This is a genomic window from Streptomyces sp. NPDC008313 (assembly GCF_042956125.1).
Lineage (GTDB): Bacteria > Actinomycetota > Actinomycetes > Streptomycetales > Streptomycetaceae > Streptomyces.
On record NZ_JBIBFR010000013.1, the window covers coordinates 210,110 to 236,101 of the forward strand.

Sequence of the window (25,992 nt, forward strand, 5' to 3'; positions counted from 1 at the left end):
TCCCCAATGGCCGCTCCGCAGTGTGTCGTACGGGATGCGGCCGGTCTAGGCCCGCTGCGGGTGGTGCAGGCCCAGGTTCTCGTAGATTTCCAGCGTCGCCGTGGAGTTGTTGAGCGTGATGAAGTGCAGACCGGGTACTCCCTCGGCCAGCAGCCTCGCGCAGAACTCCGTCGCGAACTCGATTCCCATGGAGCGTACAGCCGCCGGATCGTCCTTGACTGCGCGGAGGCGCTCTTTCAGCGCGGACGGGATGGCGGCGTTGCTCAGCGCGGGCAGCCGTTCCAGCAGTCTCAGGCTGGTGACGGGCATGACCTCGGGGATGACCGGGGTCTCGCAGCCGGCCGCGGCGACCCGGTCGCGCAGGCGCAGATACGACTCGGGCCGGAAGAACATCTGGGTGATCGCGTAGTCCGCGCCGGCCCGGCACTTGTCGACGAAGTGCTCGACGTCGCGGTCCCAGGCCGCGGAGCGCGGATGCATCTCCGGGAAGGCCGCGACGCCCACGCAGAAGTCACCCGACTCCTTGATGAGACGGACCAGTTCGGCCGCGTAGGTCAGGCCCCGCGGGTGCGGCACCCACTCCCCCATGGGGTCGCCGGGCGGGTCGCCGCGGACCGCGAGCATGTTGCGGATCCCGGCGTCGGCGTACTGGCCGATGATGTTGCGCAGCTCGGCCACGGAGTGGTTGACCGCGGTGAGGTGCGCGACCGGGGTGAGCGTCGTGTCCGCGACGATCTGCTCGGTCTCCTTGACCGTGCCCGCGCGGGTCGAGCCGCCCGCGCCGTAGGTCACGGAGACGAAGTCGGGAGCGACGGCCTCGACCCTGCGGAGCGCGTTCCACAGGTTCCGCTCGCCCTTGGGAGTCTTCGGCGCGGAGAACTCGAACGAGTAGGTCGTCTTGCCTGCGGCGAGCATGTCACGCACGGCGCGTGCGCGATCAGTCCTGGTGGAAGCAGATCCGAGGGCCATACCGGCAGGTTAGCCAGCGGTCGCCGGACCCCCAACCGAAGCGGAGATATTTACCTGATTTGCCGCTTTCTTGTCCACCCCTCGGACGGCCGCGCCCCGGCCAGGGGGTGTCTGGCACATGAGCGAGGGAAAAGGAGCGGTGTCCGGCACCCCTACGCCCCGCGCAGCCGCTTCGCGAACTCCGCCGCCGCCGCGCCCGGGTCGTCCGCCTCCGTGATCGCCCGTACGACCACCACGCGGCGGGCGCCCGCCTCGAGCACCTCGTCGAGGTTGCCGAGGCCGATGCCGCCGATCGCGAACCAGGGGCGCCCGGTGCCCAGGGCGGCGGTGTGCCGGACCAGGCCGAGTCCGGGGGCGTGGCGTCCGGGCTTGGTGGGCGTCGGCCAGCAGGGGCCGGTGCAGAAGTAGTCCACGCCCTCCTGGGCGGCGGCGGCCTCGGCCTCCGCCTCGGAGTGGGTCGAGCGGCCCACGAGCACGTCGTCGCCGAGGAGGGCGCGGGCCGCGGGGACGGGGAGGTCGCCCTGGCCGAGGTGCAGCACGTCGGCGCGGGCGGCGTGCGCCACGTCCGCCCGGTCGTTGACCGCGAGCAGCTTGCCGTGGCGCGCGCAGGCGTCCGCGAAGACCTGGAGGTGCTCCAGCTCCTCGGCCGCCTCCATGCCCTTGTCCCGCAGCTGCACGATGTCGACGCCGCCGGCCAGGGCCGCGTCCAGGAACTCGGCGAGGTCGCCCTGGCGGCCGCGGGCGTCCGTGCAGAGGTAGAGCCGGGCGTCGGCGAGCCGCGCGCGGGCGGTGGTCACGGTTTCGGGCATACGGAGGTCCCCCCGGGGTGGATGCGGGCAGCGGCGTGCGAGGGCGCCGCCCGCGGGTGTGGCGCGCCGTCGGCGGCGCGGTGGGTGTGCACGGCCGGTGTCCGGCCGCTCGTGGCCCGTCCCGGCCGGCCGGGACGGGCCACGAGCGGGCCGGACGGGTCACGGCCGGGCCGTCGGCCGGACGGTCAGACGGCGAGCGCCTGGGCGCGGCGCTTCACCTCCGTGCCGCGGTTCTCGCTCAGCGCCTGCGCGGGCGTGCCGGGCAGGCTCGGGTCGGGGGTGAAGAGCCACTCCAGCATCTCTTCGTCGGAGAAGCCGTCGTCCCTCAGCAGCGTCAGGGTGCCCGTCAGGCCCTTGACCACCTTGTCCCCGTCGATGAAGTCGGCGGGGACGTGCAGCGCGCGGTTCTCACCACGGCGTACGGCGATGAGCTGGCCCTCCTTGACCAGCTGCCGGACGCGGGTCACCTCGACGCCGAACTGCTCGGCGATGTCGGGGAGGGTGAGCCACGCGGGGACGAGAGCATCGGTCTTTGCGTCAATCTCGGTCACGGGACAAGCCTGCCATCCCGGACCGACAGCCGGTAACCCGAGGACCGCCCGGCCGGGCTTCCGGTCCGGGTGGCCGCCGGCCGGGCGGCCGTCCGCGCCGCGGCCGAGCCGCGGCGGCGGGTCAGTCCCCGGCCGCCGCCGTCGCCTTCTTCAGCGGCCGCGCCGGGTCGGCCAGCAGGGCGGGGTCCATCGGGACGCACGACTCGATCAGCTTGCGGCCCTGGGCCAGGTCACGGGGGCGGCCGACCGCGAGGAGGGCGACGAGGCGGCCCTCGCGAAGCCAGCAGACCGTCCAGGCCGCGCCCGCCGGGTCGCCGCGCCAGACCGTCGTGTCGGCGGGCGCGTGGTGGCCGACGTACTGGACGAAGCGGCCGAACTGCTCGGACCAGAAGTACGGCACCGGGTCGTAGGCGGCGGGCACGTCTCCGACGATGTTGGCGGCGACCGTGCGCGGCCCCTGGAGGGCGTTGTCCCAGTGGTGGACGAGCAGCCGCTCCTCGTACCGGCCCGAGGGGAAGGAGGCGCAGTCGCCGACCGCGTACACGTCGGGCACGGAGGTGCGCAGGTGGTCGTCGGCGACGATCTCGCCGTGGGCGCCGAGCGCGACCCCGGAGCCGGCGAGCCAGCCGGTCGCGGGCCGGGCGCCGATGCCGACGACCACCGCGCCCGCGGGCACCCGTGAGCCGTCGTCCAGGACCACCGCCCCGTCCTCGACGCGCTCCACGCGCGCGCCGGTGCGCAGGACCGCGCCGCTGTCCTCGTACCAGGCGGCCATGGGCGCGGCCACCTCCGCGGGCAGCGCCCCCGCGAGCGGCCGGTCGGCGGCCTCGACGACGGTCACCGAGCAGCCCGCCTCGCGGGCCGCCGTGGCGAACTCCGCGCCGATCCAGCCCGCGCCGACCACCACGACGTCGTGCTGCCGGGCGAGGACGGGCCGCAGCCGCTCGGCGTCGTCGAGGGTGCGCAGCAGGTGCACGCCGGGGGTATCGCGCTCGCCCGGCAGCCGGAGGGGTTCGGCCCCGGTCGCCACGACCAGGACGTCGTACGGGACGGCCCCGGCGTCGGTGTCCAGTTCGTGGTCGCCGGGGCGCAGGCCGGTGGCCTCGCGTCCGAGCCGCAGCTCGATGCCGAGCGCGGCGAAGTCGACCTCGAAGGCGGAGGTCTCCGCCTTGCCGAGGAGCACGGCCTTGGAGAGCGGCGGTCTGTCGTACGGCTGGTGGGCCTCGGCGCCGATCAGCGTGACGTCGCCGGTGAAGCCCTGTTCCCGCAGGGCGACGGCGGCCTGCACCCCCGCCATGCCCGCGCCCACGACGACGATCCGCCGCCCGTCCCTGGCCCGTTCCCGCGTCAGCTCGCTCACTCGATCACCTTAGTCGCGGCGCCGTGCCGGTCGGCGCCGCCGGTTGCGTCCCGGTACCGCCCGGCCGCCCGGCGGTGCCGGGACCGGCGACCTCCTCCACCACACTCGTACCGCTGCCCGTCTGCGACTCCCACTCCCAGGTCTCCTCCAGGCGCAGCCGCCCGTCGTCCAGCTCGACGACCCGCGACCGGCAGTGCCCGCCGGACGTGGTCCCGTCCCGCTTCAGCTGCACGTACCGGAAGTCGAGCCGGTCGCCCTCACGGGTACCCACGAGGTGGCCGCGTACGACTTCGCCGCCCGCGTACTCGGCCCAGATCTCACCGTCCTTCTCGTGGTAGGTGAACCGGGTGCGGGTCCCGACCTGGCCCGGGGCCTGGTCGGCGACCGGGGCGAGGACGAGTGCGTCGAGCGAACGGGCCATGCGCGCAGGCTCCCTGTGGGGCTCGGGGACGAAGGGCTAGGGTGGCCAACGTAAAGGACTCGCGGGAGCCCGGACGCACCGGGCTGAGAGGGAGGCTGGACGGCCTCCGACCGTACGAACCTGATCCGGGTCATGCCGGCGAAGGGAGGGGCTGGACGCCCATGTCGCCTACAACGGACGACACATCCGTCTCACACCCCGGTACAGCGTGTGTACCGGACGTCCTCGTCGTCGGGGGCGGGATCATCGGTCTGGTCACGGCCTGGCGGTCCGCGCAGCGCGGTCTGCGCACCGCGGTCGTGGACCCCGAGCCCGGGGGCGGCGCGGCCCGGGTCGCGGCGGGGATGCTGGCCGCCGTCACCGAACTCCACTACGGCGAGCAGACGTTGCTGGGTCTCAACCTCGCCTCGGCGCGGCGCTATCCGGACTTCGCCGCCGAGCTGACCGAGGTGACGGGCCGTGATGTCGGCTACCGGCGGTGCGGCACGCTCGCCGTCGCCCTGGACGCCGACGACCGCGCCCATCTGCGCGAACTCCATGCCCTGCAGCGGGCGTCGGGCCTGGACTCGCAGTGGCTGAGCGGCCGCGACTGCCGCCGTCTCGAGCCGATGCTCGCGCCGGGGGTGCGCGGCGGGCTGCGGGTCGACGGCGACCACCAGGTGGACCCGCGGCGGCTCGCCGACGCCCTGGTCAGCGCCTGCGAGCGGGCCGGGGTCGTGTTCCACCGGACCTGGGCCGAGCGGCTGACCGTCGTGGGCGACCGGGCCACCGGAGTCGTGACGGCGGACGGCACGGCGCGGGCGGCGGGCCAGGTCGTCCTCGCCGCGGGCAGCCTCAGCGGACGGCTGGCGGGCGTCCCCGACGCCGTGCTGCCGCCGGTGCGCCCGGTGAAGGGCCAGGTGCTGCGCCTGACCGTACCGAAGCGGTACGCGCCCTTCCTGAACCGCACGGTGCGGGCCGTCGTCCGCGGCAGCCACGTCTACCTGGTGCCGCGCGAGAACGGCGAACTGGTCGTCGGCGCGACCAGCGAGGAGCTGGGCTGGGACACGACGGTGACCGCGGGCGGCGTCTACGAACTGCTGCGCGACGCCCACGAACTCGTCCCCGGGATCACCGAGCTGCCGCTCACCGAGACCCGGGCGGGGCTGCGCCCCGGCTCCCCCGACAACGCCCCGCTGCTCGGCCCGAGCGGACTGCCGGGGCTGCTGCTGGCCACCGGCCACCACCGCAACGGCGTCCTGCTCACCCCGGTCACCGGCGACGCCCTCGCCCACGCGCTGACCACCGGTGAGCTCCCCGACGAGGCCCGCCCGTTCACCCCGAGGCGGTTCAGCGCCGCCGCACTCTCGGAGCAGCCCGCATGAACGACCCCGCCACCACAGGCCCCGCCGACCAGGGCGCCACCGCCACAGGCCCCGACTCCCCGGGACCCGCCTTTCCGGACACCGCCGACGCCGGTCCCGCCGCGGACGCCGCCCCACTGGTCGTCTCCGTCAACGGCGAGCCGCGCCGCGTCGCGCCCGGCACCGCCCTCGGCACGCTCGTCGCCGCGCTGACGCCCGCCCCCTCCGGAGTGGCCGCCGCGCTCAACGAGACCGTCGTCCCGCGCGCGCAGTGGCCGTCCACCGCCCTGCGCGCGGGTGACCGCGTCGAAGTCCTCACAGCCGTCCAAGGAGGCTGACCCATGGCCGACGATCCCCTCCTCATCGGTGGTACGTCCCTCACCTCGCGCCTGATCATGGGCACGGGCGGCGCCCCCAGTCTCGACGTCCTGGAGCGCGCCCTGGTCGCCTCCGGGACGGAGCTGACGACGGTCGCGATGCGCCGGGTGAGCCCCGAGGCGCACGGTTCGGTGCTGTCCGTACTGGACCGGCTCGGCATCCGGGTGCTGCCGAACACGGCGGGCTGCTTCACCGCCGGCGAGGCCGTGCTCACCGCCCGGCTGGCCCGGGAGGCGCTCGGCACCGATCTGGTGAAGCTGGAGGTCATCGCCGACGAGCGGACCCTGCTGCCCGATCCGATCGAGCTGCTGGACGCCGCCGAGACCCTCGTCGACGACGGGTTCACCGTCCTGCCGTACACGAACGACGACCCGGTCCTCGCCCGGAAGCTGGAGGACGCCGGCTGCGCGGCGATCATGCCGCTCGGCTCCCCCATCGGCTCCGGCCTCGGCATCCGCAACCCGCACAACTTCCAGCTGATCACCGAGCACGCGCGCGTGCCGGTGATCCTGGACGCCGGGGCGGGGACGGCCTCCGACGCGGCGCTCGCCATGGAGCTGGGGTGCGCGGGTGTGATGCTCGCCTCGGCCGTGACCCGGGCGCAGGAGCCGGTGCTGATGGCCGAGGGCATGCGGCACGCGGTCGAGGCGGGACGCCTCGCGTACCGGGCGGGCCGCATCCCCCGGCGCCATTTCGCCGAGGCGTCCTCACCGGTGGAGGGCCTGGCCCGGCTCGACCCCGAGCGCCCGGCCTTCTGACCCGCCGGACGCCCGGCGGCGGCCGCGGGCGTCCGGGCGCGGAGGCAAGGGCACGGTACGGCACACCACAGTCACAGCTCTGCTGCATTCCGTCGCCGGATCACCCGTGACGGGTGGGCACGACAGTGGCGGCTCGTAGACTCCCCTGCGTGGATACGACCCTTCAGGACCCTCTCGTCGGCCGGGTGCTCGACGGCCGCTACCGCGTCGACGCGCGGATCGCCGTCGGCGGGATGGCCACGGTCTACCGGGCCCTGGACACCCGGCTCGACCGGGTCCTCGCGCTCAAGGTGATGCACCCGACGCTGGCTGCCGACGGCTCGTTCGTCGAGCGGTTCATCCGTGAGGCCAAGTCGGTGGCCCGGCTCGCGCACCCCAACGTGGTGCAGGTCTTCGACCAGGGCACGGACGGGTCGTACGTCTACCTCGCGATGGAGTACATCGCCGGCTGCACCCTGCGTGACGTGCTGCGCGAGCGGGGCGCGCTGCAGCCGCGGGCCGCGCTGGACATCCTGGAACCGGTGCTCGCCGCGCTGGGCGCCGCGCACCGCGCCGGGTTCGTGCACCGCGACATGAAGCCGGAGAACGTCCTGATAGGGGACGACGGCCGGGTGAAGGTCGCCGACTTCGGGCTGGTGCGGGCCGTGGACACGGTCACGAGCACGACCGGTGCCGTCCTCGGCACGGTGTCCTACCTCGCGCCCGAGCAGATCGAGCACGGCACCGCCGACACCCGGGTCGACGTGTACGCGTGCGGCATCGTGCTGTACGAGATGCTCACCGGCGACCGGCCGCACACCGGGGACTCCCCCGCCTCCGTGCTCTACAAGCACCTCCACGAGGACGTCCCGGCGCCGTCGGCGGCCGTGCCGGGGCTGGCCCCCGGGCTCGACGCCCTGGTCGCGTGCGCCACCGCGCGCACCCCCGGGGTCCGGCCGCACGACGCGGTGGCCCTGCTCTCCGAGGTCCTCCAGGCACGGGCCGGGCTGAGCGAGGAGCAGCTGGACGCGGTGCCGCCGCAGGCGGTCGCCCCCGGCGACGGACGGGACATCTCCGGGGACCGTACGAGCGTGATCCCGCGCTCGCTCTCGGTGCCGCGGCTGCTGCCGGTGAACGAGGACGAGACCGACGGGGCCGACGGGGCCGCGGCCGTCCACCGGACGAGCCGCTTCGAGGCCGGGCCGCCGCTGCCGCCGCGGGGCGCCTCGCGTCCCCGGCGCGGGGTCCTCGCGATCGTCGCCGCGGTACTGCTGGTGCTGGGCGTCGGCGGCGGCGTCTGGTACATCAACTCCGGCCAGTTCACCAAGGTGCCGCCGGTGCTGGCGAAGACGGAGGCGCAGGCCAGGGACCGGCTGGAGCAGGCCGGTCTGGAGGTCGACAAGGTCAGGCACGCCTACAGCGACACCGTGAAGCGCGGCACCGTCGTCAGCACGGACCCGAAGGCGGGCGCCCGCATCCGGGACGGTGGCGCGGTGACGCTGACCCTCTCGAACGGCCCGAAGACGGTGAAGGTGCCCGACCTGAAGGGGTACCGGCTGGACAAGGCGAGGGACCGGCTGAAGAGCGAGGGCCTGGCCCCCGGGATGGTCACCCGGGCGTTCAGCGATGAGGTCATCAAGGGGTTCGTGATCAGCACGGAGCCGGGCGCCGGTACGGAGCGGAGGGCCGGGTCGGCGATCAAGCTGGTCGTCAGCAAGGGCAGCGCGGTGGACGTGCCCGACGTCACGGGCGAGTCCGTCGACGACGCCAGGGCCGAGCTGGAGGACCTGGGCCTGAAGGTCGAGGTCTCCTCGCGGCAGGTCACCTCGGACTTCGACAAGGGACAGGTCGCCGTGCAGTCTCCGGACGGGGGCCGTGCCGCCGAGGGCGACACGGTGACGCTGACCGTCTCCAAGGGCCCGCCGATGGTGGTGGTCCCGGACGTCGTCGGTGACGACGTGGGCGACGCCGAGCGCGAGCTCGAGAAGGCGGGCTTCGAGGTCGACAAGGACCGCGGTCTGCTCGGCCTGTTCGGGGACACCGTCAAGGGCCAGTCGGTGGACGGCGGCGACAAGGCGCCCAAGGGGTCGACGATCACCATCGAGATCGGCTGACGGACGCCGGAGGAAGACCCGGGGCCGCGGGCCCCGGGTCCGCCGGACGGGCGCGTCCGTCCGCGTGACACCCTGTACGGCGTGACCAGCAAGCAGCTCCGCAACCCCGTCGGCGGGCACGTCCCCGTGGCCGGCGGGCTCCACTCCGTCGGCCTCGCCTACGCGCGCGAGATGGGCGCCGAGGCCGTCCAGGTGTTCGTCGCCAATCCGCGGGGCTGGGCGACGCCCGTCGGGAACCCCCGCCAGGACGAGGCGTTCCGCGGGGCCTGTGCCGCCGGGTCGATCCCCGCGTACGTCCACGCCCCGTACCTGATCAACTTCGGCTCGCACACCGAGGCGACCGTCGAGAACTCGGTGCTCTCCCTGCGGCACTCGCTGCGGCGGGGCCGCGAGATCGGCGCGCTCGGCGTGGTCGTGCACACCGGCAGCGCCACCGGCGGACGGGAGCGGGCGGTCGCCCTGCGGCAGGTGCGGGAGCGTCTGCTGCCGCTGCTCGACGAGCTGACCCATGAGGACGACCCGTATCTGCTCCTGGAGTCGACCGCCGGGCAGGGTGCCTCCCTCTGCTCGCGGACCTGGGACTTCGGGCCGTACTTCGAGGCGCTGGACGCCCACCCCAGGCTCGGCGTCTGCCTGGACACCTGCCACGTCTACGCGGCGGGCCACGACCTGACCGGCCCGGCCGGCATGCCCCAGACCCTCGACCTGCTGGTGGACACCGTCGGCCCGGGCCGGCTGCGGCTGATCCACGCCAACGACTCCAAGGACGTGGTCGGCGCCCACAAGGACCGCCACGAGAACATCGGCTCCGGGCACATCGGCGAGGACCCCTTCCGCGCGCTGATGTCCCACCCGGCCACCGACGGCGTACCGCTGATCATCGAGACGCCGGGCGGCAAGGAGGGGCACACCGCCGACGTGGAGCGGCTGAAGAAGCTCCGGGACGGCTGAGGGGCCCGCCGACGGCGCCGGCGCCCGGGGCTTCCCGGGGCTCAGATCTCGGGGCCGTCCCCGGGCTCCTCCTGGTAGGAGTAGCGCTGCTCGCGCCAGGGGTCGCCGACGTTGTGATAGCCGCGCTCCTCCCAGAAGCCGCGGCGGTCGGCGGTCATGTACTCGACGCCGCGGACCCACTTGGGGCCCTTCCAGGCGTACAGGTGCGGCACGACGAGACGGAGCGGGAAGCCGTGTTCGGCGGTGAGCAGCTCGCCGTCCTTGTGGGTGGCGAAGATCGTGCGGTCGGACGTGAAGTCGTCGAGGCGCAGGTTCGAGCTGAACCCGTACTCCGCCCAGACCATCACGTGGGTGACGGCGGGCGCGGGCGGGGCGATCTCCAGGATCGTACGGGCGGGGATGCCGCCCCATTCGGCTCCGACCATGCTGAACTTCGTGACGCAGTGCAGATCGGCCATCACCGTGGCATACGGCAGCGCCGTGAACTCCTCGTGGGTCCAGGCGTGCTTCTCCTGGCCGGCGGTGGCGCCGAAGACCCTGAAGTCCCAGCGCTCCGGGCGGAACCTGGGCACCGGGCCGTAGTGGGTGACCGGCCAGCCGCGCTGCAGCCGCTGCCCCGGCGGGAGCTGTGACTGCGCCGCTTCCCCAGATTCACGCTCCACCGGCTGACCCATGACTCCATCCTGACAGACCCCGGACGGTGCGCCTGACCAGGGCCGGACCGAATCGGGCAACTCGCACTAAGCGTGCACTTACTGGACGGTGCGGGGTGCCGGTGCGAGGATGCGGCGCAACCTGCCCGTCCCCGTCCGGAAGGAGTTGCCGGCGATGCAGGGCGACCCCGAAGTCATCGAATTCCTCAACGAGCAGCTGACCGCCGAGCTGACCGCCATCAACCAGTACTTCCTGCACGCGAAGATGCAGGAGAACTTCGGCTGGACCAGGCTGGCGAAGTACACCCGGGCCGAGTCGTTCGACGAGATGAAGCACGCGGAGGTGCTCACCGACCGCATCCTGTTCCTGGACGGCCTGCCCAACTACCAGCGGCTGTTCCACGTCCGGGTGGGACAGACGGTCACCGAGATGTTCCAGGCGGACCGGCAGGTGGAGGTCGAGGCGATCGACCGGCTGCGGCGCGGGATCGAGGTGATGCGCGCCAAGGGCGACATCACCTCGGCGAACATCTTCGAGTCGATCCTCGCGGACGAGGAGCACCACATCGACTATCTCGACACCCAGCTGGAGCTGGTGGAGAAGCTCGGTGAGGCGCTGTACATCGCCCAGCTGATCGAGCAGCCGGAGGGCTGAACGGGCTCGGGTCCCCCGGGCGGGCCGGGAGCGCGAGACCGGATGCGCGGCTCGCGCGGGCGCCTACGCGGCCCGTGCCGCCGACGCGGTCCGCTCGAGCCGGGCGGCGGCCGACCGCGCGCGGGCCGGTTCGGGACGGTTCGCGGGGGCCGGCTCACGGCGCGGGGTCTCGCCCCTGCCGAGGAGGGCCTGGATACGGCGGACGCAGGAGCCGCAGTCGGTGCCCGCCTTGCAGGCCGACGCGATCTGCCGAGGGGTGCAGGCACCGTCCTCCGCGTGCTTCTTCACCTGCTGTTCGGTCACCCCGAAGCAGTTGCACACGTACACGCGGGCCCACCTCCCGTCGGGATCTCTGGTCGCGCCGTCCCGATCGTTCGGTGAGGCAAACCTAACCTTACCGGGACCTCCCGGAGAGGGAAAGCCCCGGATGCGCCGGTGGGGCACGGATCACATCGATCCGCGCCCCACCGGCCGGTGCGCCCGGGCGCACGGGAGAACTACTGGTCGCGGTACATCTCGGCGACCAGGAAGGCCAGGTCCAGGGACTGGCTGCGGTTCAGCCGGGGGTCGCACGCCGTCTCGTAGCGCTGGTGCAGGTCGTCGACGAAGATCTCGTCGCCGCCGCCCACGCACTCGGTGACGTCGTCACCGGTGAGCTCGACGTGGATGCCGCCCGGGTGCGTGCCGAGGGACTTGTGGACCTCGAAGAAGCCCTTGACCTCGTCGAGCACGTCGTCGAAGCGGCGGGTCTTGTGACCCGAGGCCGCCTCGTAGGTGTTGCCGTGCATCGGGTCGGTGATCCAGGCGACGGTCGCGCCGGAGGCGGTGACCTTCTCGACCAGTTCGGGCAGCTTGTCGCGGACCTTGTCCGCGCCCATCCGCACGATGAAGGTGAGCCGTCCCGGCTCGCGGTCCGGGTCGAGGCGCTCGATGTACTGCAGCGCCTCCTCGGCCGTCGTCGTCGGGCCCAGCTTGATCCCGATCGGGTTGCTGATCTTCGAGGCGAACTCGATGTGCGCGTGGTCCAGCTGCCGGGTGCGCTCACCGATCCACACCATGTGCGCGGACACGTCGTACAGCCGGCCGGTGCGCGAGTCCACGCGGGTCAGCGCCGACTCGTAGTCGAGCAGCAGCGCCTCGTGCGAGGAGAAGAACTCGACCGTCTGGAACTCGGCCGGGTCCGTCCCGCAGGCCCGCATGAAGTTCAGCGCGTTGTCGATCTCGCGCGCCAGCTGCTCGTAGCGCTGGCCGGACGGGGACGACTTCACGAAGTCCTGGTTCCAGGCGTGCACCTGGCGCAGGTCGGCGTAGCCGCCGGTGGTGAAGGCACGGACCAGGTTCAGCGTGGACGCGGAGGCGTGGTACATCCGCTTCAGCCGCTCGGGGTCCGGGATCCGGGCCGCCTCGGTGAAGTCGAAGCCGTTGACGGAGTCGCCCCGGTAGGTGGGCAGCGTCACACCGTCGCGGGTCTCGGTCGGCTTGGAGCGCGGCTTGGAGTACTGGCCGGCGATCCGGCCGACCTTCACGACCGGCACGGAGGCCGCGTACGTGAGGACGGCGCCCATCTGGAGCAGCGTCTTGAGCTTGGCCCTGATGTGGTCGGCGGAGACGCCGTCGAAGGACTCGGCGCAGTCGCCGCCCTGGAGGACGAACGCCTCTCCCTTCGCGACGGCGGCCATCCGGGCACGCAGCTGGTCGCACTCGCCCGCGAAGACGAGCGGCGGATACGACTCGAGGTCCGCGATCACTGCGCGCAGAGCCTCGGTGTCGGGATACTCGGGCTGCTGTGCCGCGGGCAGGTCTCGCCAAGTCGCCTGAGCGGCGACGCTTCGGGAATCAGCGTTCACTGTCACCCGCCAAACAGTACGCGGTCGACTCGGCCGTCCATGGCCGCGCTCAATGGGTGAGACGGTTCCGCCCGGCTGACAAGAGCCGGGCGGAACCTGGCGCCCCGCGACGACGGGGACCGGACCACGCCGGTCCGCGGCAGCGTCCTGAGTTCCGGATCACCCCCGCGGCGGCGGGGAACACCTCGTACACCGGCGGACAGCCTCCGGCGTCACGGCGCCCCGGTGCCCACGTCGAGCCGGTTGCGGTCGATGTTGACCGTCACCCCGCCGTGGGTCTCCGTGGTGTTGCCCTCGTACTGGTGGACGCGCTGGTGGTCGGCCCAGCGGTCGACGGGGATCGCCGGGTCGTCGGTGGTCGACTCGCCGTTCCAGCGGGCGAAGTGGATCACGTCGGGCGCGGTGCGGTCGCCGGTGTGCTCGACCAGGTCGTTGATCAGGGACGAGACGCTGCCGTACGCGCCGGAGCGGTAGCCCAGCTCGTGCAGGCGGTCGGTGTACGCGCCGAGGTAGGTGAGGACCGTGTCGGTGACCGTCCCGCCGCGCGGGTAGTGCTCCAGGTCGTTGTAGAGCACCGAGCCCTTCGGCAGCCCGAGTTCGGCGGCCTGCCGGGCGGCGTCGTCGGCGGACTCGGCGCCCTGTTCGCGCGGGTCGGTGATGGCGGAGCAGCCGCCCTGGCAGCTGCCGCCGTCGGCGGAGGGCTGCGGGCCGACGTACAGCGGGATGAACCGCCAGCCGGCCTGGTACTGCGCCCGCACCCAGGCGGCGGTCAGCTTCGGCTGGGCGCAGCCGCGGTTGACGCCGCCGATGTAGATGCCGACGGCGCCGTAGCCGGACGTGCCGCGCCAGGCGTCCATGGTGGACTGGGCGGGTGCGGTGCAGGCGTCGAAGCCCTCGCCCCGGTGGGCCGTCGCGTCGGCGGGGACCGTCGCGGGCAGCGTCTGCGCCGCCTTGTCGGGCTGGGCGGCGGTGACGGGCAGCCCGGCGCCGGCGAGGATCTCCTGGATCTTCGCCCGGTCGTCCCCGTACGCGGCGGTGACCGCGATGCGGTCGGTGCCGGCCCGGTAGGTGCGGGCCGTGCGGTTCTCGGTGACGGCGGCGTCGACGTCGGTGGCGGGCTGGATCAGCAGGGCCTCGGTGCGGCCCCGGACCTGCGCCGGGCAGTTCTGCCGGTCACCCGGCGTGCCGAGGTACACGGCGTGCCGGTCGAAGCGGACGCAGGTCTCCGGGTGCTGGGCCAGGTCGACCACCCGCCAGGAGGCGGGGACGGCGAACTCGTGGCCCAGATAGGTGACCTTGGTGGTGTCGTCGGGCGGGTGCGGGGCGGAGTGCGCGGTGCCGAGCGGCCCGGCGGCGAGGGCCGCGGCCGCCGCGAGGACCGTGAGGGCTCGTGCGCCGCCGCGGCGGGACAGGGGGGAACGGGGTGTGTGAATGACGCTCTCCTGGATCGGACTCCTCGCTCGGAGTCGGTCGGACTCGGGGTGAACTCGGGTCGGACTCGCGGCCGTGGACGGCCTGAGGCCCCCTGGCCATGGATGGCCGCCGGCGCCCCGCCGTGAACCCGCGGGCCGTCCGGTTCACGCTGTTGCCCGGTCCCCGTCGTCGGGTAGGGTGGCGCGCATGTTCGCGCAGACGACCCAGAACTGGTGGTGGACCGCTCATCCGGCGGCCCGCTGACTGCGCGTACTCAAGACTTCGCGAAGGCCGCCCGAGGGGCGGCCTTCGGTGTTTCCGGGCCGTTCCTCTCCACGAGAAGGAACCGGACCGATGAACCTGCTCGACCTCCTGCACGACCCCCGCCCGTTCGCCCTGCTGCGCCGCCGCACCCCCGGCCACGACCAGGACGTGGTGGAGCTGCTGCTCGGCCCGGTCCGCGAGGTCGGCCGGCTGGCGGACATCCCCGCCGGGGAGCACCCCTCGCTGGCCCTGGTGCCGTTCCGTCAGATCAGGGAGCGCGGCTTCGACGTGCGTGACGACGGCACCCCGCTCGCGGTGCTGACCGCCGAGGAGACGTACGAGATCCCGCTGGAGCGGGCTCTGGCGGAGCTTCCGTCGCACGAGGTCCGGGTCGAGGGCGGGGGCTTCGACGTGGGCGACGAGGAGTACGCGCGGATCGTCGGCCGGGTCCTCGACGAGGAGATCGGGCGGGGCGAGGGCGCGAACTTCGTGATCAGACGGACGTACGAGGGCGCCGTCCCCGGCTTCGGCAGGGCCGACGCGCTCGCGCTGTTCCGGCGGCTGCTGGTGGGCGAGCGGGGCGCGTACTGGACGTACGTCGTGCACACCGGGGAGGCGGCGGGCGGCCGCACGCTGGTCGGGGCGAGTCCCGAGGTGCATGTGCGGATGTCGGGCGGGACCGTCGTGATGAACCCGATCAGCGGGACCTACCGCTATCCGGCCGGGGGGCCGACGCCCGAGGACCTGCTGGACTTCCTGGCCGACGGCAAGGAGATCGAGGAGCTCTCGATGGTCGTCGACGAGGAACTCAAGATGATGTGCACGGTCGGTGACATGGGCGGGACGGTGATCGGCCCGCGCCTGAAGGAGATGGCCCATCTGGCGCACACCGAGTACGAGTTGCGGGGCAGGTCGACGCTGGACGTGCGTGAGGTCCTGAGGGAGACCATGTTCGCGGCGACCGTCACCGGGTCGCCGGTGCAGAACGCGTGCCGGGTCATCGAGCGGCACGAGGTCGGCGGGCGCGGGTACTACGCGGGGGCGCTGGCGCTGATCGGCCAGGACGCGGGCGGCTCCCAGACCCTGGACTCCCCGATCCTCATCAGGACCGCCGACATCGACGCGGACGGGCGGCTGCGGGTTCCGGTCGGCGCCACGCTGGTGCGCGGCTCCGATCCGGCGGGCGAGGTCGCCGAGACCCATGCCAAGGCGGCCGGGGTGCTGACGGCGCTGGGGGTGCGTCCCGGCCGGCCGCGCGAGGAGCGCGTAGGGCCGAGGCTGGCCGACGATCCGCGGGTGCGGGCCGCGCTGGACGGGCGGCGGGCCTCGCTCGCCCCGTTCTGGCTGCGGATGCGGGAGCAGGCCCCCGACGTCACCGGGCACGCCCTGGTGGTGGACGGCGAGGACACCTTCACCGCGATGCTGGCGCATCTGCTGCGGTCCTCGGGCCTGGAGGTGTCCGTACGGCGCTACGACGAGCCGGGGCTGCGGGAGGCCGCGCTCGCGCACGAGGGGCCGCTGGTCCTGGGCCCCGGGCCGGGCGACCCCTCGGACCTGGACGATCCGAAGATGCGGTTCCTGCGCGGGCTGACCGCCGAGGTGCTCCGCGGTCACCGGCACGGGGTGCTCGGTGTGTGCCTCGGGCACGAGTTGATCGCGGCCGAGCTGGGCCTGGGGATCGTCCGCAAGGAGGTGCCCTACCAGGGCGCCCAGGTCGCGGTCGACCTCTTCGGGCGCACGGAGACCGTCGGCTTCTACAACAGTTTCGTGGCGCGCTGCGACGACGCCTCGGCCGAGGAGCTGGCGGCCCGCCGGGTCGAGGTGGCCCGCGACCGGCGCACCGCCGAGGTGCACGCCCTGCGCGGGGAGGGCTTCGCGGGCGTGCAGTTCCACCCGGAGTCGGTGCTGACCCTGAACGGCACGGCGGTCGTACGGGAGCTGCTGGCTCAGCTGCGCGGCACCAGCACGTTCTCCGAGCGCCGGCCCGCCTCGTAGTCCAGGACGTTGTGCACGGTGGCGTCGACGATCTGGGAGACGGCGTCCACCGTGTAGTACGCCTGATGGGACGTCACCAGCACGTTCGGGAAGGTGACGAGGCGGGCCAGGGTGTCGTCGTCGACGGCCTCCAGCGACTTGTCGAGGAAGAAGAGCCCGGCCTCCGCCTCGTACACGTCGAGCCCGACGCCCGTGAAGCGGCCCTCGCGCAGTTCGGCGACGAGGGCCCGGGTGTCGATGAGGCCGCCGCGGCTGGAGTTCACCAGGATCGCGTCGTCCTTCATCGCGCGCAGGGCCACCGCGTCGATGAGGTGCTGGGTCTCGGGCATCAGCGGCACGTGCAGGCTGATCAGGTCGGACTCGGCGAGGAGCCGCTCCCGGGGGACGTACGTCATGCCGAGTTCGACGCACGCCGGGTTCTCGGCGACGTCCCAGCCCAGCAGGTTCATCCCGAAGCCGTGGGCGATCCGGGCGAACGCCTCGCCGATCTTCCCGGTGCCGAGGACTCCGGCCGTCCGGCCCCGCAGGTCGCGGCCCATCAGTCCGTCGAGGCGGAAGTCGAAGTCGCGGGTGCGTATGGAGGCCCGGACGATGCGGCGGTTGACGGCCATGGCAAGGGTCCAGGCGAACTCGGCGACCGCGTACGGCGAGTAGTACGAGACCCGGGCGACCGTCATGCCGAGCCGCTCGGCGACCGGCAGGTCGACGTTGTTGAAGCCGGTGGAGCGCTGGGCGACCATGCCGACGCCCCCGGTGGCGAGGCTCTGCAGGACGTGGTGGTCGAGCTCGCAGTTGACGCTGGTGGAGATGATCTCGTGGCCGGCGGCGATGGGGGCGGTGTCCTTGTTCAGGAAGACGTCCAGGCAGTGGACGTCGTGATGCCCGGCGAACGCCTTCTCGATGAGGGGCTTCTCGTCGGACTGCACGCCGAAGGCGAGGATCTCCACGGGTCCCTCCGGGGGGGTGCGGGGGTGGGGCGGGCTGGTCTCACGGCGAACATATCGCCGGGCCGGGGAGGGGGGCCTGGGGCGTCCGGGTGGGTTCCGGGGGGCCTCGGGGGTGGCTTTTCCGCCCCCTTCGCCCCTTCCCTTTCCCGTCTTCCGGTGCTCTGCCCCGGACCCCGCTCCTCAAGCGCCGGAGGGCTGGAACGCCGCTCAGCCGAAGAAGACGCCCACCTCCTCGTACAGCTTCGGGTCGACCGTCTTGAGCCGGGCCGTGGCCTCCGCGATGGGCACGCGGACGATGTCCGTGCCGCGCAGGGCGACCATCCTGCCGAAGTCGCCGTCGCGGACGGCCTCGATGGCGTGCAGGCCGAAGCGCGTGGCGAGCCAGCGGTCGAAGGCGCTGGGCGTGCCGCCGCGCTGGATGTGGCCCAGGACCGTGGTGCGCGCCTCCTTGCCGGTGCGCCTCTCGACCTCCTTGGCCAGCCACTCGCCGACCCCGGAGAGCCGGACGTGCCCGAACGAGTCCAGCGAACCGTCCTTGAGGACCATGTCGCCGTCCTTCGGCATGGCGCCCTCGGCGATCACCACGATCGGTGCGTACGACGCCTTGAAACGGGACGTCACCCAGGCGCAGACCTGGTCGACGTCGAAGCGCTGCTCCGGGATGAGGATGACGTTCGCGCCGCCCGCGAGTCCGGAGTGCAGGGCGATCCAGCCGGCGTGCCGGCCCATCACCTCGCAGACGAGGACGCGCATGTGGGACTCGGCGGTGGTGTGCAGCCGGTCGATCGCCTCGGTGGCGATGCCGACGGCGGTGTCGAAGCCGAAGGTGTAGTCGGTGGCCGAGAGGTCGTTGTCGATGGTCTTCGGGACGCCGACGACATCGATGCCGTACTCGTCGGTCAGGCGCGCGGCGACCCCCAGGGTGTCCTCGCCGCCGATCGCGATGAGCGCGTCGACCTCCTCCTTGGCGAGGTTGTCCTTGATCCGGCGGATGCCGTTCTCCTGCTTGAGCGGGTTGGTGCGCGAGGAGCCGAGGATGGTGCCGCCGCGGGGCAGGATGCCGCGCACGGCGGGGATGTCGAGCCGAACGGTGTCGCCCTGCAGCGGACCGCGCCAGCCGTCCCGGAAGCCGACGAAGTCGTAGCCGTACTCCTGCACGCCCTTGCGGACGATGCCCCGGATGACGGCGTTGAGCCCGGGGCAGTCGCCGCCTCCGGTCAGTACTCCGACCCGCATGGAAAATCCCTTCGCCGCGGTTGCCTGATGCGGGTCACGGTAGGGGTGATCCAGGTCACTCAGACATGGGGCGGAAGGTCAATTCCGGTGAAATATGCGACAGTTGATCACTTTCTGATCAATCGCGTTCACTCTATGGGGGTATGTCGCCCGGTTTACGCGGGCGTTCGAGCGGGCTCCGCGAGCGGGCCGGTCACTCGTCGTCGAGGCCCCGCTCTATCGCGTACCTGACCAGCTCCACCCGGTTGTGCAGCTGGAGTTTGCCGAGGGTGTTCTGCACGTGGTTCTGCACGGTGCGGTGGGAGATGACCAGACGCTCGGCGATCTGCTTGTAGCTCAGGCCCTTGGCGACCAGCCGCAGGACCTCCGTCTCCCGGTCGGTGAGCCGGGGCGCCTTCGGCTCGTCCGGTCCGGCCGCCGCGGGCGCGGGCTCGGAGGCGAGCCTGCGGTACTCACCGAGCACCAGGCCCGCGAGTCCCGGCGTGAACACCGGGTCGCCGACGGCCGTCCGGTGCACCGCGTCCACCAGTTCCCGGGTGGAGGCCGACTTCAGCAGATAGCCGGTCGCGCCGGACTTCACCGCCTCCAGCACGTCGGCGTGCTCCCCGCTGGCCGACAGGACGAGGACCCGCAGCGCGGGGTCGGCGCCGACCAGCTCCTTGCAGACCTGGACGCCGGGCTTGGCCGGCAGGTTCAGGTCCAGGACGAGGACGCCGGGCGCGGCGGCGCGGGCACGCCGCACGGCCTGGTCGCCGTCGCCCGCGGTGGCGACGACGTCGAAGCCGGCCTCGGCGAGGTCGCGGGCGACGGCGTCGCGCCACATCGGATGGTCGTCGACGACCATCACCCTGATCGGGGCCTTCTCCGCTCCCGGCGCGGTCCCGGTGGGCGTGGGTTCCGTCATCGCTGTGCCGCCGTCCTCTTCCTCGTCGTCTTCGTTCTCGTCATCGTCGTCGTTCTCTCGATCGTCGTCGTCTTCGTCGTGGTTCCCGGGGTCGTCGCCGTGCGGGTCACGGGTGGGGCCTGGGGACCCTCAGTTCGACCTCCGTGCCCTGGCCCGGGACGGAGATCAGCTCGGCCGTGCCGCCGAGGTCGCGCAGCCGGCCGCGGATCGACAGGGCCACCCCGAGCCGCCCCTCCCCCTCGGCCTGGGTGAGCCGCCCCTCGGGGATGCCGGGGCCGTCGTCCCGTACGGTCACGATCACCGCGTCCGGTTCGTCCTCGACCAGGATCCAGGCGCGGGCCCCGTCACCGGCGTGCCGGTCGACGTTGTCCAGCGCGGCACTCACGGCGGCGGCCAGCTCGCGTGCCGCGGCGGGCTCCAGCAGGACCGGGGCGCCCGGTTCGGAGAGCGTGACGCGCGCGGTGGCGTGCGGGGCGAGGAGCGCGCGCAGGTCGACGGGGCCGCCCCCACCGGCCCCGAACGGGTCGCCGTCGGGTTCGTCCACCGCGTGCACGAGGGCGCCCTGGGAGGCGTCCTCGGACACCCGGGACACCGGCACCAGGCCGCCCGAGACGAGGGTGCGCAGGGCCACCTCCTGCTCACCCGCCAGCCGGCCCAGCTCCGCCGCCTCGCCCCCCATGGCGGAGCCGCGCCGCTGCACCATGGCGAGGACCTGGAGGACGCTGTCGTGGATGTCGCGGGCCAGGCGCTCCCGCTCACGGGTCGCCGCCTCGATCTCCAGGGCGCGGGCCAGGGTGCGCTCCGAGGCGCGGGCGACCTCCACCACGTATCCGATGGCGATGGACGCCACCCAGACGAGCAGCACGTTGTGGACGGTGTCGTGGCTGGGCGCGCGGCGCTCGACGATGTTGGCGAGCCCGACGAGCGTCGAGGCGAACGCGGCCCAGCGCCAGCCGCCCTTGACCGCGAACGCCAGCACGGAGCCCGCGGTCCATATGGACGGCAGGGTGGGGCCGCCGGCGACGATCCGGTCGTGCGCGTCCGCGACCGGGGTGAGGACGATGCCGAGGAGCGCGATGGCGAGGTCGGCGGCGAGGAACCGCCGGGTGCAGCTCGCCGCGTTCGCGACCCTGGGCAGGGTGGCGAGGGTCCACACGGACAGCAGGACGAAGTAGGCGATGGCGACCCGGGGCCGCGGGAAGTCGTCGTACTTGGTCGCGAAGAGCCCGATCGCGTACAGCATGGTCAGCACGCGGTACCCGGTCAGCGCACGCCACAGCGGCTGCTCGACCGACATCCTCATGACTCGCTCGCGCCTGGCCATGCTCCCCCACCCCCGTGCGCCCCGGACGCCCCACGCGTCCCGGACGCCTCACGCGTCCCGCGGGCCCTGTGCGTCCCGCGTGCTCCGTGCTTCCCCCGCGGCTAGGAGCCGGACTTCCCGGCGTCCAGTTCCTTCCGCGCTTCCGTCTCGGCCTGCCCGGTCTCGGCCTGCCCGGTCTCGGCCTGCCCGGTGTCCCCGGCCTGTCCGACTTCCCCGGCCGCCCGCTCCCCGGCCTGCCCGGTTTCCCCGGCCTGCTGCTTCCCGGCCTGCCCGGCTTCCTCTTCCGCCCGCTTCCCGGCCTGCTCGGCTTCCTTCTGCGCCTGCTTCTCGGCCTTCGCCGCCTCCGCGATCCGCCGCTTGGCGGCGGTCGCGTACATGTCGACGTACTCCTGGCCGGAGAGCTTCATGATCTCGTACATGACCTCGTCGGTCACGGCGCGCAGCACGAACCGGTCGTGCTCCATGCCGTTGTAGCGGCTGAAGTCCAGCGGCCTGCCGATGCGGATGCCGGGCCTCATCAGCTTCGGCATCACCTTGCCCGGAGGCTGGATCTTCTCGGTGTCGATCATCGCGACCGGGATCACCGGAGCGCCGCTCGCGAGCGCCACGCGGGCGAGGCCGCCGGGCTTGCCCCGGTAGAGGCGGCCGTCGGGCGAGCGTGTGCCCTCCGGGTAGATGCCGAACAGCTCACCGCGCCGCAGCACCTCGACGCCGCTGCGGACGGCGGCCTCGCCCGCGCCGCGCGCGCCCGAGCGGTCCACCGGGAGCTGGCCCACGCCCTTGAAGAAGGCGGCGGTCAGCCTGCCCTTGACCCCGGGCGTGGTGAAGTACTCGGCCTTCGCGATGAAGGTGACCTTGCGGTCGAGGACCGCGGGCAGGAAGAAGGAGTCCGAGAACGACAGGTGATTGCTCGCCAGAATGGCGGGGCCCTCGGCGGGGATGTTCTCGAGGCCCTCCACCCAGGGCCTGAAGGCGAGCTTCAGCGACCCTCCGATGGAGAACTTCATAGCGCCGTAGATCAACCGAGTGCCTCCTGTGTCTGTCGGACAGACCCTAACCCGGACAACCGCGGAAGGCCCCGACGACCCTGGTCGGTGTCAGTGCGGTCGCGTACGGTGAAGTACGCCCGGGAGATCTGTCGCCGCGTCGTCCCTGCCGTGCGGGTGTCCCTGCGTCCACGCGTCCATGCCGTTCACGTCGTCCACCATGAACAGGAGACCGAAGGTGCCGGTGCTTCCTGGAGCCGAGCCGTACCGCCACGAGGGTGGAGAGGTCGGTGTTCTCCTCTGTCACGGGTTCACCGGTTCCCCCCAGTCGCTGCGCCCCTGGGCGGAGTATCTCGCCGAGCGCGGACTGACCGTCACGCTGCCGCTGCTGCCCGGACACGGGACGCGCTGGGAGGACATGCAGCTCACCGGCTGGCAGGACTGGTACGCGGAGGTGGACCGTGAGCTGCGGGCCCTGCGCGAGCGGTGCGCGCAGGTGTTCGTCTTCGGTCTCTCGATGGGCGGCGCGCTGACCCTGCGTCTCGCCGCGAAGCACGGGGACGGCGTCAGCGGCGTCGTCGTCGTCAACCCGGCGAACAAGGTGCACGGACTCGCCGCGCCCGCCCTCCCCGTGGTGCGGCACCTGGTGCGCACGACGAAGGGGCTCACGAGTGACATCGCCAAGGACGGCGGCGTGGAGGTCGGCTACGACCGGGTGCCGCTGCACGCGGCCCACTCCCTGCGGAACTTCCTGCGGATGGTGGACGGCGAGCTGCCGCAGGTGACCCAGCCGATGCTGCTGCTGCACAGCCCTCAGGACCATGTCGTGCCGCCCGCCGACTCGGCGCGCGTCCTCGGCCGGGTGTCGTCCACGGACGTCACGGAGATCCTGCTGGAACAGAGCTACCACGTGGCGACGTTGGACCACGACGCGGACCGGATCTTCGAGGAGAGCTACGCGTTCATCGGCCGGCTCGCACCCAGTGTCGGCAAGGAAGGGACGGCAACCGGTGGCTGAGCACGACGCCGCGGACCGCGGCGACCGCGACGAGCGGGAGGTGCCGCGCGGCGACGAGCAGAGCGTGCCCTTCGACGAGGACGCCGCGTGGCAGGCCATCGTCGCCGGGTACGGGGAGGAGCCGCCGGATCCGCCCGGCGCCAAGCCCTTCAAGTCGGTCGAGGACCTGGCACTGCTGGAAGCGGGGACGAACGACACGGACGGCGGGGGCGCCGGCGGCGGTCCGGACACCGCGGACCCGCCGGACAAGGCCGATAAGACCGACAAGTCCCAGAAGGCCGACCGGGGCGGACCGGGGCGGGGCGACGACGGCTCCGCGAGGCCGCTCGGCAGCTCCGTCGCCTTCGCCCCCGGCGTCGGCGGCCCCCGCGACCACACGGTGCCCGAGCCCTCCGACAGCGACTTCGACGAGGACGACGAGGGCCACTTCGTGCCGCCGGAGCCGCCTCCGCTGCCCGCCGCCGACACGACGGCCAAGTTCGCCTGGCTCGGCGTGATCGGCGGCCCCGTGGTGCTGTTGCTCGCCGTTCTCCTCGGCTGGGAGATGGAGTGGTGGCTCGCCACGGTCGGCATCGGCGGCTTCCTCGGCGGCTTCGTCACGCTGGTGGCGCGCATGAGGACGGACGACGACGAGGACGACGACCCGGGGCGGGGCGCGGTGGTCTGACCCCGGCCCGGGGGGGGGTGTCCGACAGCCTCTCAGCGGGACGCGGGGATCCTGAGGGCGGCCAGGACCGGCAGATGGTCCGTCGCCGCCCTCAGGTCCCTCTCCGTCACCCCGGGCAGGCCCAGCGGCACTCCGCAGCCCAGGATCTCCACGCCCTCCGTCGCGAAGAGCGCGTCGATGCGCTGACGGGGGTCGCCGGGTGTCGAGGTGTGCTCGCCGCCCCAGGGCGCGGTCGCCCAGCCGTCCCGCAGCTCGGTGGCGAGCCGTTTGAAGGTGCGGCCGTCCGGCCGTTCGTTGAGGTCGCCGCCCGCGACGGCGTGCGGGGTGCCGAGCCCGGCGAGGCGGTCCAGGAGCATCCCGCCCTGTTCGTACCGCTCGTCCTTCTGGAGCGAGAGGTGGCAGCTCAGGACGCCGACGCGGGCGCCGCCGAAGCGGACGACGGCGGTGGCGAAGCCGCGCCGGTGCAGACCGGGGGTGAGCGGCAGCAGGACGTCCTCGGTGCGTTCGACCCTCGCCCGCAGGGAGCAGAGGATCGCCGGTCCGGCGGCGGTGCCGCCGCCGGTGAGAACGACCAGTCCGGACGCGGACGCGAGCCGGGCCAGTTTCTTGCGCCAGCGGAAGAACCGCGGCGCCTCCTGCACCAGCACGAGGTCGGGTGCGCAGGCGGCGATGACGCGGGCCAGCGCGTCGGTGTCGTCACGCATCGAGCGGATGTTGTAGCCGAGCACCCGGATGACGGCCGAACCGTCGGCTTCGGTGCGGGAGTTGGGCAGCGGATCCATCGCCATGAGGATCAAGATACGCAAAGGCCCGCCGTCCCCGGGCGGGGCGCGGCGGGCGCTGCGGTACGAGACCGGATGGCGTCAGCGGTACGCCACCGGTGGCGTCACATGATCGGGTCGGGCTCCCGGGCGAGGTCCGCCGCTCCGACGAGCCCCGCCTTGTTGCCCAGCTGCGCGGCGATCACGTCGGCGACCGGCCGCCAGTTGCCGCCGACCAGCCAGCGCTTGTACGACTTGCGGATCGGGTCGAGGACCAGGTCGCCCTCGTCCGAGAGGCCGCCGCCGACGATGAAGGCGGACGGGTCGAAGAGGGAGGCCAGGTCGGCGAGGCCGGCGCCGGCCCAGCGGGCCAGCTCCCGGTAGGAGTCGACGGCGACCGGGCAGCCCTGGCGGGCGGCCATGGAGATGTGCTTGCCCTCGATGCCCTCGGGGGTGCCGTCGCCGAGCGCGAACAGCACCTCGGCACGCTCGGGGGTGGCGTTGGCGCGCTGCTTGGCGTACCTCACCAGCGCCCGTCCCGACGCGTACTGCTCCCAGCAGCCCTGCGAGCCGCAGCCGCACAGCAGACCGTCGGGCACCATGCGGATGTGGCCGAACTCGGCGGCCACCCCGAAGTGCCCGCGGCGCAGCTTGTTGCCGATGATGATGCCGCCGCCGAGGCCGGTGCCCAGGGTGATGCAGATGACGTTGCGGTGGCCCTTGCCCGCTCCGAACCTGTACTCGCCCCAGGCGGCGGCGTTCGCGTCGTTCTCCACGACGACCGGGAGGCCGACGCGTCCTTCGACCTCGGTCTTCAGCGGCTCCTGCCGCCAGTCGATGTTGGGTGCGAAGTAGACCGTGGAGCGCTGGCGGTTGACGTATCCGGCGGCGCCGATGCCGACGCCGACGATCTCGTGCCCCGCCCGGGCACCCTCAACGGCCGCCGCGATGGCGTCCACGATCGCCTGCGACGTGCTGGGGGTCGGCACCTTGAACGTCGAGAGGATGTTGCCTTCCTCGTCGACCACGCCGGCCGCGATCTTCGTGCCGCCGATGTCGACGCCGATGGTGAGTCCCATGAATCCCTCAGTTTCGGTCGAGCCCCGCTACGGCCAACCGTACCCGAGGCCACCGTCAGTCCAGGTCGATGTGGACCCCCGGACCCGTCCCCTCGTCCCCGGAACCGGCGTCGCGGGCGGTCCAGCGGCGCTCCTGGGCCTCGACGGCCGAGCGGTAGGCGGCGAGCAGTTCGGAGCCCGCGGCGGCGAGGTGGTCGAAGACGTCCGGGTTGCGTTCGATGACGGGTTCGACGGCGGCTCTGGCCTGCTCCACGACCTGGCTGACCACCTGCTGGGCGGCGCCGCCGGCGACCGCGCCGAGGAGCGGGGACTGCAGGCCGGAGAGCTTGCCGAGGGCGGCGTCCATCAGCTTGCGCAGTTCCTCGGCCGCCGAGCCGGGGGGCGCGCCGTAGCGGGCGCGGCGGCGGGCCCGCTCCTCCTCCAGGTCCTCGGCGCACGCCTGCGCCCAGGCGTCGGCGTCGGCCACGGGCACCTCGTCGGCCGCTCGGTCCCGGGCCTCGTCGGACGGGGGGCGAGAGGGGGGGTGCTCTTCGCTCATGGCGGACTCCTGCCTACGGTTCGTCCCTTCGACGGTACCCGAACGGCGCCGGGTGCTTCACCGTCCGCGGGA

At 73.0% G+C, this 25,992-nt stretch carries 26 protein-coding genes, 1 pseudogene and 1 riboswitch; of the genes and pseudogenes, 10 read left to right on the forward strand and 17 right to left on the reverse strand.

Going from position 1 to position 25,992, the window contains the following annotated elements; genetic code table 11:
- Positions 1–45 precede the first annotated feature (45 nt).
- The 5 genes and pseudogenes from metF to ACFY93_RS19565 all read right to left on the reverse strand — a co-directional run.
- On the reverse strand, positions 46–969 hold the full coding sequence (gene metF / locus ACFY93_RS19545; RefSeq protein WP_391360378.1) for a methylenetetrahydrofolate reductase [NAD(P)H]: 924 nt from the start codon (positions 967–969) through the stop codon (positions 46–48).
- A 152-nt stretch (positions 970–1,121) separates the two neighbouring features.
- The gene (thiE, locus tag ACFY93_RS19550) at positions 1,122–1,778 is read right to left on the reverse strand and encodes a thiamine phosphate synthase (protein WP_391360380.1); all 657 of its coding nucleotides are present in this window, start codon (positions 1,776–1,778) and stop codon (positions 1,122–1,124) included.
- A gap of 185 nt (positions 1,779–1,963) precedes the next feature.
- Positions 1,964–2,329: an Rv2175c family DNA-binding protein gene (locus ACFY93_RS19555; protein ID WP_391360383.1), complete on the reverse strand. Its 366-nt coding sequence runs from the start codon at positions 2,327–2,329 to the stop codon at positions 1,964–1,966.
- 121 nt (positions 2,330–2,450) lie between these two features.
- Positions 2,451–3,689, reverse strand: coding sequence for an FAD-dependent oxidoreductase (locus tag ACFY93_RS19560; RefSeq protein WP_391360386.1), 1,239 nt, complete (start codon positions 3,687–3,689; stop codon positions 2,451–2,453).
- 88 nt (positions 3,690–3,777) lie between these two features.
- Positions 3,778–4,110 (reverse strand): annotated as a pseudogene (locus tag ACFY93_RS19565) (hypothetical protein); the annotation flags it as partial.
- A gap of 51 nt (positions 4,111–4,161) precedes the next feature.
- A riboswitch (TPP riboswitch) is annotated at positions 4,162–4,274 on the forward strand.
- On the opposite strand from ACFY93_RS19565, the gene thiO reads away from it, so the two are divergent.
- The 5 genes from thiO to ACFY93_RS19590 all read left to right on the forward strand — a co-directional run bounded on the left by thiO (position 4,272) and on the right by ACFY93_RS19590 (position 9,633).
- Positions 4,272–5,474: a glycine oxidase ThiO gene (thiO, locus tag ACFY93_RS19570; RefSeq protein WP_391360389.1), complete on the forward strand. Its 1,203-nt coding sequence runs from the start codon at positions 4,272–4,274 to the stop codon at positions 5,472–5,474. Its footprint overlaps the riboswitch before it by 3 nt.
- Before the next feature lie 116 nt (positions 5,475–5,590).
- Positions 5,591–5,791, forward strand: coding sequence for a sulfur carrier protein ThiS (gene thiS / locus ACFY93_RS19575; RefSeq protein ID WP_391360508.1), 201 nt, complete (start codon positions 5,591–5,593; stop codon positions 5,789–5,791).
- 3 nt (positions 5,792–5,794) lie between these two features.
- On the forward strand, positions 5,795–6,589 hold the full coding sequence (locus ACFY93_RS19580) for a thiazole synthase (protein ID WP_391360392.1): 795 nt from the start codon (positions 5,795–5,797) through the stop codon (positions 6,587–6,589).
- A gap of 149 nt (positions 6,590–6,738) precedes the next feature.
- Positions 6,739–8,682 (forward strand): Stk1 family PASTA domain-containing Ser/Thr kinase, encoded by a 1,944-nt coding sequence (gene pknB, locus ACFY93_RS19585; RefSeq protein ID WP_391360394.1) that lies wholly within the window; start codon positions 6,739–6,741, stop codon positions 8,680–8,682.
- Positions 8,683–8,754: 72 nt separating this feature from the next.
- Positions 8,755–9,633 carry a deoxyribonuclease IV gene (locus tag ACFY93_RS19590; RefSeq protein ID WP_391360512.1) on the forward strand — a complete coding sequence of 293 codons (879 nt, stop codon included), beginning with the start codon at positions 8,755–8,757 and terminating at the stop codon, positions 9,631–9,633.
- Between the two features lie 41 nt (positions 9,634–9,674).
- On the opposite strand, the gene ACFY93_RS19595 is transcribed toward ACFY93_RS19590, so the two are convergent.
- Positions 9,675–10,307 carry a molybdopterin-dependent oxidoreductase gene (locus ACFY93_RS19595; protein ID WP_391360397.1) on the reverse strand — a complete coding sequence of 211 codons (633 nt, stop codon included), beginning with the start codon at positions 10,305–10,307 and terminating at the stop codon, positions 9,675–9,677.
- Between the two features lie 154 nt (positions 10,308–10,461).
- Here ACFY93_RS19595 and bfr point away from each other — a divergent pair, with 154 nt between their 5' ends.
- The gene (bfr, locus tag ACFY93_RS19600; RefSeq protein ID WP_391360399.1) at positions 10,462–10,941 is read left to right on the forward strand and encodes a bacterioferritin; all 480 of its coding nucleotides are present in this window, start codon (positions 10,462–10,464) and stop codon (positions 10,939–10,941) included.
- Positions 10,942–11,004: 63 nt separating this feature from the next.
- On the opposite strand, the gene ACFY93_RS19605 is transcribed toward bfr, so the two are convergent.
- The 3 genes from ACFY93_RS19605 to ACFY93_RS19615 all read right to left on the reverse strand — a co-directional run bounded on the left by ACFY93_RS19605 (position 11,005) and on the right by ACFY93_RS19615 (position 14,038).
- Entirely contained in the window at positions 11,005–11,268 is a 264-nt protein-coding gene (locus ACFY93_RS19605; protein WP_391360402.1) for a (2Fe-2S)-binding protein, read from the reverse strand.
- A 170-nt stretch (positions 11,269–11,438) separates the two neighbouring features.
- A complete protein-coding gene (locus tag ACFY93_RS19610) occupies positions 11,439–12,794 on the reverse strand; it encodes a class II 3-deoxy-7-phosphoheptulonate synthase (protein WP_391360405.1) in 1,356 nt (451 codons plus the stop codon).
- A 206-nt stretch (positions 12,795–13,000) separates the two neighbouring features.
- Positions 13,001–14,038: a glycoside hydrolase domain-containing protein gene (locus ACFY93_RS19615; RefSeq protein WP_391360408.1), complete on the reverse strand. Its 1,038-nt coding sequence runs from the start codon at positions 14,036–14,038 to the stop codon at positions 13,001–13,003.
- A 370-nt stretch (positions 14,039–14,408) separates the two neighbouring features.
- Here ACFY93_RS19615 and ACFY93_RS19620 point away from each other — a divergent pair, with 370 nt between their 5' ends.
- Together ACFY93_RS19620 and ACFY93_RS19625 are read left to right on the forward strand one after the other, a co-directional pair.
- Complete coding sequence (locus ACFY93_RS19620; protein ID WP_124277238.1) at positions 14,409–14,465, forward strand: trp operon leader peptide; 57 nt, start codon at positions 14,409–14,411, stop codon at positions 14,463–14,465.
- 90 nt (positions 14,466–14,555) lie between these two features.
- Positions 14,556–16,460, forward strand: coding sequence for a chorismate-binding protein (locus ACFY93_RS19625; RefSeq protein ID WP_391360411.1), 1,905 nt, complete (start codon positions 14,556–14,558; stop codon positions 16,458–16,460).
- Here ACFY93_RS19625 and ACFY93_RS19630 read toward each other — a convergent pair.
- From ACFY93_RS19630 to ACFY93_RS19650, 5 genes are all read right to left on the reverse strand, one after another.
- Positions 16,412–17,407, reverse strand: a complete 996-nt coding sequence (locus ACFY93_RS19630) for an NAD(P)-dependent oxidoreductase (RefSeq protein ID WP_391360413.1) — start codon at positions 17,405–17,407, stop codon at positions 16,412–16,414. The genes ACFY93_RS19625 and ACFY93_RS19630 overlap by 49 nt on opposite strands.
- 207 nt (positions 17,408–17,614) lie before the next feature.
- Positions 17,615–18,643, reverse strand: coding sequence for an ATP-dependent 6-phosphofructokinase (locus ACFY93_RS19635; protein WP_391360414.1), 1,029 nt, complete (start codon positions 18,641–18,643; stop codon positions 17,615–17,617).
- Positions 18,644–18,836: 193 nt separating this feature from the next.
- Entirely contained in the window at positions 18,837–19,547 is a 711-nt protein-coding gene (locus ACFY93_RS19640; RefSeq protein WP_391360416.1) for a response regulator, read from the reverse strand.
- Between the two features lie 106 nt (positions 19,548–19,653).
- Positions 19,654–20,871, reverse strand: a complete 1,218-nt coding sequence (gene macS, locus ACFY93_RS19645) for a MacS family sensor histidine kinase (protein WP_391360419.1) — start codon at positions 20,869–20,871, stop codon at positions 19,654–19,656.
- Between the two features lie 101 nt (positions 20,872–20,972).
- Complete coding sequence (locus tag ACFY93_RS19650) at positions 20,973–21,878, reverse strand: 1-acyl-sn-glycerol-3-phosphate acyltransferase (protein WP_391360515.1); 906 nt, start codon at positions 21,876–21,878, stop codon at positions 20,973–20,975.
- Positions 21,879–22,095: 217 nt separating this feature from the next.
- Between ACFY93_RS19650 and ACFY93_RS19655 the strand changes: the two genes are divergently transcribed.
- Both ACFY93_RS19655 and ACFY93_RS19660 read left to right on the forward strand, forming a co-directional pair.
- Complete coding sequence (locus tag ACFY93_RS19655; RefSeq protein ID WP_391360422.1) at positions 22,096–22,875, forward strand: alpha/beta fold hydrolase; 780 nt, start codon at positions 22,096–22,098, stop codon at positions 22,873–22,875.
- Entirely contained in the window at positions 22,868–23,542 is a 675-nt protein-coding gene (locus tag ACFY93_RS19660) for a hypothetical protein (RefSeq protein ID WP_391360425.1), read from the forward strand. Before ACFY93_RS19655 ends, ACFY93_RS19660 begins: the two co-directional genes overlap by 8 nt.
- Before the next feature lie 32 nt (positions 23,543–23,574).
- On the opposite strand, the gene ACFY93_RS19665 is transcribed toward ACFY93_RS19660, so the two are convergent.
- From ACFY93_RS19665 to ACFY93_RS19675, 3 genes are all read right to left on the reverse strand, one after another.
- Positions 23,575–24,324, reverse strand: coding sequence for an endonuclease/exonuclease/phosphatase family protein (locus tag ACFY93_RS19665; RefSeq protein ID WP_391360518.1), 750 nt, complete (start codon positions 24,322–24,324; stop codon positions 23,575–23,577).
- Between the two features lie 104 nt (positions 24,325–24,428).
- A complete protein-coding gene (locus tag ACFY93_RS19670) occupies positions 24,429–25,382 on the reverse strand; it encodes an ROK family glucokinase (RefSeq protein WP_391360429.1) in 954 nt (317 codons plus the stop codon).
- Between the two features lie 55 nt (positions 25,383–25,437).
- Positions 25,438–25,920, reverse strand: coding sequence for a DUF5304 family protein (locus ACFY93_RS19675; protein WP_391360432.1), 483 nt, complete (start codon positions 25,918–25,920; stop codon positions 25,438–25,440).
- Positions 25,921–25,992 lie beyond the last annotated feature (72 nt).